Source organism: Mesorhizobium sp. M7A.F.Ca.ET.027.02.1.1 (assembly GCF_004022985.1).
Taxonomy (GTDB): domain Bacteria; phylum Pseudomonadota; class Alphaproteobacteria; order Rhizobiales; family Rhizobiaceae; genus Mesorhizobium.
Map to the genome: position 1 here is coordinate 1 of NZ_RZOL01000350.1, position 6614 is coordinate 6614.

Consider the following 6614-nt stretch of genomic DNA (forward strand, 5'->3'; position numbering starts at 1 on the left):
CCCTTGGGAAAGCCACCTTGTGTTGCACGCTGTCCGCGGACCTCTATCATTGATCGGGTCGCGCACGTTCGGTTGTTGAGCGCCGGGACAAGGTGCGGCGCGAGCCAGCCTATTGCATATCCGGCTACGTGGCGCCATCGTCCATCATGTGCGTCGTTCCGAGCGGAAATTTTGCGGAATATTTTCAGCTACTTGTGGGTGCATTCTAATGCCCCTTCGTATCGGGCGGCTTGAACTCGCTATCTCTGCGGGAATTGGAAAGTCGGCGACGGCGCCGCTCATTGCACGCATCACGCAGCCGTTTCCCGCCATTTTGGCTTTCGCGCAACACTGCGATGGCCGCAGCGGGGCGCCGATCACATTTCGACTGGACATGACTTAGTTCTGCCGCACTCTGCCTGTCCGGGAGGTATCGTGAGAATAGACAGGCCTTTCGGCCGGAGTTGGAAATTCAGGCGTGCCTTTGAAGAAGATTTTTGCCGTTCTCCTGGCCTTGTTCGTCGCCGGCTGCGCCGGCCAGCAAACACAGGAATTGCTGGGCAGCGCCATGGTGTCCGCGCCGGTGACGGAGATCGCCGGCAATCACTCGATCTTCATCGCCACGACGCGCAAGAAATCCGACGATCCCAACAAGGTTTTCGACGGCGAACGCTCGGCGACGCTGAACTATGCCCGCGTCAACGTCACCGTTCCGGGGCTTCACAAGACCGGCCAGATCGAGCGCCGCTCGCGCGGCAAGTCGGACGACCCGGCCAAATATTTCATGGCTTCCGAGGTCGTCGGCTACGACACGCAGCCGAAATTCTCCAGCGCGCTCAACGCCGACATCGCGGCGCGTGGCGGTCGCGTCATGGTCTTCGTGCATGGCTACAACACCGGCTTCGATGCCGCCGTCTATCGCCTCACCCAGATCGTCCACGATTCCGGCTATCCCGGCACACCAGTGCTGTTTTCCTGGGCATCGGGCGCAAGGACCACCGACTACGTTTATGACAAGGAAAGCGCCAGCGCCGCCCGCGACCAATTGGAGGTGACGCTCAGGATGCTGGAGCAGTCCGGCGCGCGGCGCATCGACATCGTCGCGCATTCGCTCGGGACCTGGGTCACCATGGAAACGCTGCGGCAGATGGCCATCACCGGCGACCGCGATCTCGGCGGCAAGCTCGGCGACGTGGTGCTGGCCTCGCCCGACATCGATGTCGACGTGTTCAAGAGCCAGATGCGGCGCTATGGCAAGCCCGACAAGCCGTTCATCCTGCTGTTGTCGGACGACGACCGCGCGCTGCGGCTCTCCGGCCTGATCGCCGGATCCCGGCCGCGCGTCGGCGACTACAAGGATGCCGCCGATCTCGCCTCCTATGGCGTGACGGTCGTCGACCTGTCCAAGGTCAAGGGATCGGACAGCTTCAACCATACGAAGTTCGCCGACAATCCGACGCTGGTGAAGATGATCGGCCAGCGGCTACGCGAGGATGACGGCTTTGCCAGCGACCGTGACGTGACAGACCGCATCAGCCTGCTTGGACAATAGATGCGGTCCCGCGGTTTTCGCCGTGCCTGTTCACCATTGCGGATGTATCGATTCACTTTGAACTGGACCGCGCCGGTCTCCGGCCTTATCGGAATAGCCAGCGACGTCATGCGTTTGACGTCCCCCTTTGCGGGAGCCGGCGTATGACCATGCGTTCGAAGAGTTATCTCGTCGTTGCATTGGCGCTCGCTGTCACCGGCTGCGCCGGCGGCAAAACGCACGACCTGCTCAACAAGACGACGGTCACGGTGCCCGCTTCCGACATCGTGGCCACGCATGAAATCTTCGTCGCCACGACACGCCAGAGGGCAACCAAGGACCCGCGACAGGTGTTCGACGGCGATCGCTCGCTGACCACCAGCTTTGCCCGTGTCGACGTCACCGTCCCGAAAAACCATCAGGTCGGCGCCATCGAGCGGGCCAAGGGATCCGCGAACAGCAATCCGGCCAAGGATTTCACCGCCAAGGACGTCACCTTCTATGAAGGCGCGCCGCAATTCGCCAAGGCGGTCGGCGCCGACATCGCCATGCGCGGCGACCGTGCGCTGGTTTTCGTGCACGGCTTCAACAACGGCTTCGATGACGGCATCTACCGGCTGACGCAGATCGCCCACGACACGAAATATCCCGGCACGCCGGTGCTGTTCTCGTGGGCATCGAGCGGCAAGACCACGGGTTACATCTACGACAAGGAAAGCGCCAACGCAGCGCGCGACGACCTCGAGGCGACGCTCAGGATGCTGGCCAAGACCAAGGTCAAGAGCATCGACATCATCGCCCATTCGATGGGGACCTGGGTGACCATGGAGGCTCTGCGCCAGCTTGCCATCACCGGCGATCGCGATCTCGACGACAAACTCGGTTACGTCATCTTGGCCTCGCCCGACATCGATGTCGACGTGTTCAAGAAACAGATGATCCGTTACGGCAAACCCGACAAGCCATTCGCCATCCTGCTCTCGGCGGATGACCGGGCTCTCAAGCTGTCCTCCCTGATCTCGGGCGATAAGCCGCGCGTCGGCGATTACGGCGATGCGGCCGACCTCGCCAGCTATGGCGTGTCGGTGGTCGACCTTTCCCAGGCCAAGGGCGGCGACCGCCTCAACCACGCCAAATTCGCCGACAACCCGATGCTGGTGCAACTGCTCGGCGACCGGCTGCGGGCGCCTGCCGGCCTTGCCTCGGACGAGCCCGTCCCGACTCAGCTCAACAATCTCGGCCAGGGCCTCGGCAAGGCCGTCGGGTCGGTCGCGGAAATCGTCATCACCACGCCGTTCAAGGTGCTGACCATCGCCACCGGCGGGTGAGCCAGCGGGCGACATTGGTCCTAGGATTGTTGAGTTCGGGTCAGGCCGAGCCGAAAGTGGTGGTTTTCGAGAACCGGAGCGGAGCGTACTTAAGTACGTGAGCACCGGAAGCGCAGAAAATCGCTAGTTGCAGGCCGGCATGGCCTGAATATCAACAATCCTAGACGAACAGATCGACCTTCTGGAATGTCGTCACGTCGATCAGGCCGACATCGGAAATCCTGAGTTCGGGGATGACGACCAGCGCCAGCAGCGAGTGCTGCATGTAGGCGTTGTTCAGCGAACAGCCCATCTTGCGCATCGCCTCGGTGAGCTTCTCTGCCTTGGCCGCGACGATCTCGGCCCGCTCGTCCGACATCAGCCCGGCGATCGGCATTTCGACCAGCGCCAGTTCCTTGCGCTTGGAGAACAGCACGACGCCGCCGCCGACCGCACCCAAGCGATTGACGGCCAGCGCCATGTCCTGCTTGTTGGTGCCGACGCAGATGATGTGATGGGCGTCATGCGCGACGCTGGACGCCATGGCGCAGTCGCCCATATAGCCGAAGCCGGAAACGAAGGCGTTGGTGACGCCGCCCGTGCCCCGGTGGCGCTCGACCAGCGCGATCTGGCAGATGTCGTTGCGGCGGTCCATGGCGACCAGCCCGTCCTCGACCGGCAGATCGGCCTCCAGCGCGCGCGTCGGCGCCTGGTTCTCGATGACGCCGATGACACGCACCCGCACCTCGTTGGCGCCTTTGGGAGCAACGATATCGAAGTCGCCGCCCTTCAGCTTCTTGCCGAGCTTGACGGTGTTCTTCGCCGTCTTCGGGTAATCATAGGCCGGAATGTCGATTTCGAGCTTGCCGCCCTTGGCCAGCCTGACGCCGCGTGCATAGACCTCGTCGATGGTCATTGCGGCGAGATCCGAGACGATCAGCAGGTCGGCCAGCCGCCCCGGCGCGATCGAGCCGATCTCGCGCTCGAGTCTGAAATGCTGGGCGGTGTTGAGCGTCGCCATCTGGATCGCCGTCACCGGCTTCAACCCCTGTTGGATGGCGTGGCGCACCACGCGGTCCATATGGCCTTCCTGGACCAGCGTGCCGGAATGGCTGTCGTCGGTGCACAGGATGAAATTGCGCGGGTCGATGCCGCTCTCCGTCACCGCCTTGATCTGCGAGGCGACGTCGTACCAGGCCGAGCCGAGCCGCAGCATCGCCTTCATGCCCTGGCGCACACGGGCGATGGCATCCTCGGCGCGTGTGCCCTCATGATCGTCCTCGGGACCGCCGGCGGCATAGCCATGGAACGGCAGGCCGAGATCGCGCGAGGCATAGTGGCCGCCGACCGTTTTCCCCGCTTTCACCGTCGCGGCGATCTCGCCCGACATGACAGGATCGTTGGCGGCGACGCCGGGGAAATTCATCACTTCGCCAAGACCGATGATGTTTTCCCAGCTCATTGCCTCCGCGACATCGGCGACCGTCAACTCGGCGCCTGCATGCTCCAGCCCGGGCGCCGAGGGCACGCAGGACGGCATCTGTACATGCACGTTGATGGGCATGGCGACGGCCTCGTCATGCATCAGCCGCACGCCCGGCAGGCCAAGCACATTGGCGATCTCGTGCGGGTCGATGAACATAGAGGTGGTGCCGTGCGGAATAACGGCCCGGCAGAACTCGGTCACCGTCACCATGCCGCTCTCGACATGCATATGCGCGTCGCAGAGGCCGGGCACCAGATAGCGCCCGCCGGCGTCGACCACCTTGGTGCCCTGGCCGATGGCATGGCTGGCGTTCGGCCCGCAATAAGCGAAACGACCGCCGGCAATGGCGATGTCGGTGCCGGCGATGATCTCGCCCGAATGGACGTTCACCCAACGGCCGTTGCGGACGACCAGGTCAGCGGGTTTGCGCCCCATGGCGACATCGACCAGATGTGTCGCCATCTCGGTCCACGGTCTGGGTTTTGCGGGCGTTGCTTTCGTCATTCGCGATTCCTTCGGTTGTTGCCAGTCTCGCAAATGTCGGCGGGCGCCGCCAGAGCCGTCGGGCCAACACACCGCGGCAGACTGAGCTTGTTGACTAATCTGGCCAAAGCGCGATGCTGGCTACGGACCGAGCCGTAAGGGGGAAACATGACCCGTTTTTGCAAAGTGTTCGCCATCGTCATCTTGTTCGCCGCCTCGAGCGCTTTTGCCGCCGCCGAGGAACGTTGGCAGACCTTGCCGGAGCCTGCGGCCATGCCCAAACCCGATCAGAGCGGATATGCGCCGGTGAACGGCATCCAGATGTACTACGCCGTTTTCGGAGCGGGCGACCCCGTGCTGCTCATCCATGGCGGCCTCGGCCACGCCGACATCTGGGCCAGCCAGGTGGCCACGTTTTCCAAGACGCACAAGGTGATAGTCGCCGACAGCCGTGGTCACGGCCGCTCCACCCGCACCGAGCAGCCCTATGGCTATGACTTGATGGCGTCGGACTATCTGGCGCTGCTCGATTACCTGAAGATCGACAAGACCGCGCTCGTGGGCTGGAGCGATGGCGGAATTATCGGTATCGACATCGCACTGCATCATCCGGAGCGGCTGACAAGGCTCTTTGCGCAAGCCGCCAACGTAACCACCGACGGCGTCGATCCGGGCGTGATGACCAACAAGACCTTTGCCGCCTACATCGACCGCTCCGGCCGCGACTACAAGAAGATGTCGAAAACACCGGACCAGTATGACGCCTTCGTGGCGCAGATGAGCCATATGTGGGAGACCGAGCCGGCGTGGACCAAGGAGCAGCTCGCTGCGATAACCACGCCGACGGCGATCGTTGCCGGCGACCATGACGAAGCGATCAAGCGCGAACACACCGAATATATCGCCTCCGCCATCCCGGGCGCGAAGCTGATTATCCTGCCCAACGCCAGTCATTTCGCCATGCTGCAAGCGCCGGATGAATATAACCAGGCTGTGCTGGATTTCATCGACGCCAAATAGAGGATTCTGTGCGGCGACAGGGGGATTGCGATTGCGGCGAATGCGGTTATCCTTCTGGCGAGGATCTTTCTGAATCGTCATTTCGGGGAGTTCGATGTATCGCCTGATGGTCGCAAGTGCCGGTTTTCTTGCCGCTCTGGTCGTGCCGGCTTTCGCCGCCGACCCAGCGGCCGATGTTCCGATGACCGCGCCCGGCTTCGACTGGACCGGCTACTATGCCGGCATGCAAGCCGGCTATGGCTGGGGTCGGTCCGACATATCAGGAACAGAGGGCGAGCCGTTTTCGGCCACACCTGACGTTGACGGCGGTTTTGTCGGCGGCCATGTCGCCGGACTGTGGCAATTCGACCAGGCGGTGCTGGGCGCCGAGGCAGACCTCAACTATTCCTCGATCGACGGAACGACGATATCGGCCCTGGGAAGCACATTCGGCACCGACATCAAGTGGTTCGGGTCGGTCAACGCCAAGGCCGGCTACGCCATGGATCGCCTGCTGGTCTACGGCATTGGCGGCGTCGCCTTTGCCGGCATCGAAACATCGCAAGTCGCGGGTCCGGCGTTCGCCAGCACGCGCACGAATGTCGGCTGGACCGTGGGTGCCGGCGTCGACTACGCGTTGACCGACAAGTTCGTCGTCGGCGCACAGTATCGCTACTATGATTTCGGCTCCGAGCACTACGACGTAGCGGAACCCTTCAACGATCGCGATCAGAACGTGAAGCTCAACACGGTAGGCATCAATTTGAGCTACAAGTTCTGAGCAGGGCCACAATCGCGACGCTGCCGGTCCAGGCAACCACTCAAAGGG

At 62.7% G+C, this 6614-nt stretch carries 5 protein-coding genes; 4 read left to right on the forward strand and 1 reads right to left on the reverse strand.

The window, feature by feature from the left end; all coding sequences use genetic code 11:
- Positions 1-457: 457 nt before the first annotated feature.
- Entirely contained in the window at positions 458-1531 is a 1074-nt protein-coding gene (locus EN749_RS27810; protein ID WP_128290004.1) for an alpha/beta hydrolase, read from the forward strand.
- Positions 1532-1674: 143 nt separating this feature from the next.
- Positions 1675-2838, forward strand: coding sequence for an alpha/beta hydrolase (locus EN749_RS27815; protein WP_128290003.1), 1164 nt, complete (start codon positions 1675-1677; stop codon positions 2836-2838).
- Between the two features lie 160 nt (positions 2839-2998).
- Here EN749_RS27815 and ade read toward each other — a convergent pair whose 3' ends face one another.
- The gene (gene ade / locus EN749_RS27820) at positions 2999-4807 is read right to left on the reverse strand and encodes an adenine deaminase (RefSeq protein ID WP_128364359.1); all 1809 of its coding nucleotides are present in this window, start codon (positions 4805-4807) and stop codon (positions 2999-3001) included.
- Positions 4808-4954: 147 nt separating this feature from the next.
- Here ade and EN749_RS27825 point away from each other — a divergent pair, with 147 nt between their 5' ends.
- Positions 4955-5806: an alpha/beta hydrolase gene (locus EN749_RS27825; protein WP_127810271.1), complete on the forward strand. Its 852-nt coding sequence runs from the start codon at positions 4955-4957 to the stop codon at positions 5804-5806.
- Positions 5807-5900: 94 nt separating this feature from the next.
- A complete protein-coding gene (locus EN749_RS27830) occupies positions 5901-6566 on the forward strand; it encodes an outer membrane protein (protein WP_128290002.1) in 666 nt (221 codons plus the stop codon).
- The last annotated feature ends 48 nt before the right edge of the window (positions 6567-6614 follow it).

Coding starts and splice junctions, on each gene's coding strand:
- EN749_RS27825 (WP_127810271.1), top strand. CDS start 4,955: ATGACCCGTTTTTGCAAAGTGTTCGCCATCGTCATCTTGTTCGCCGCC.
- EN749_RS27830 (WP_128290002.1), top strand. CDS start 5,901: ATGTATCGCCTGATGGTCGCAAGTGCCGGTTTTCTTGCCGCTCTGGTC.
- EN749_RS27815 (WP_128290003.1), top strand. CDS start 1,675: ATGACCATGCGTTCGAAGAGTTATCTCGTCGTTGCATTGGCGCTCGCT.
- ade (WP_128364359.1), bottom strand. CDS start 4,807: ATGACGAAAGCAACGCCCGCAAAACCCAGACCGTGGACCGAGATGGCG.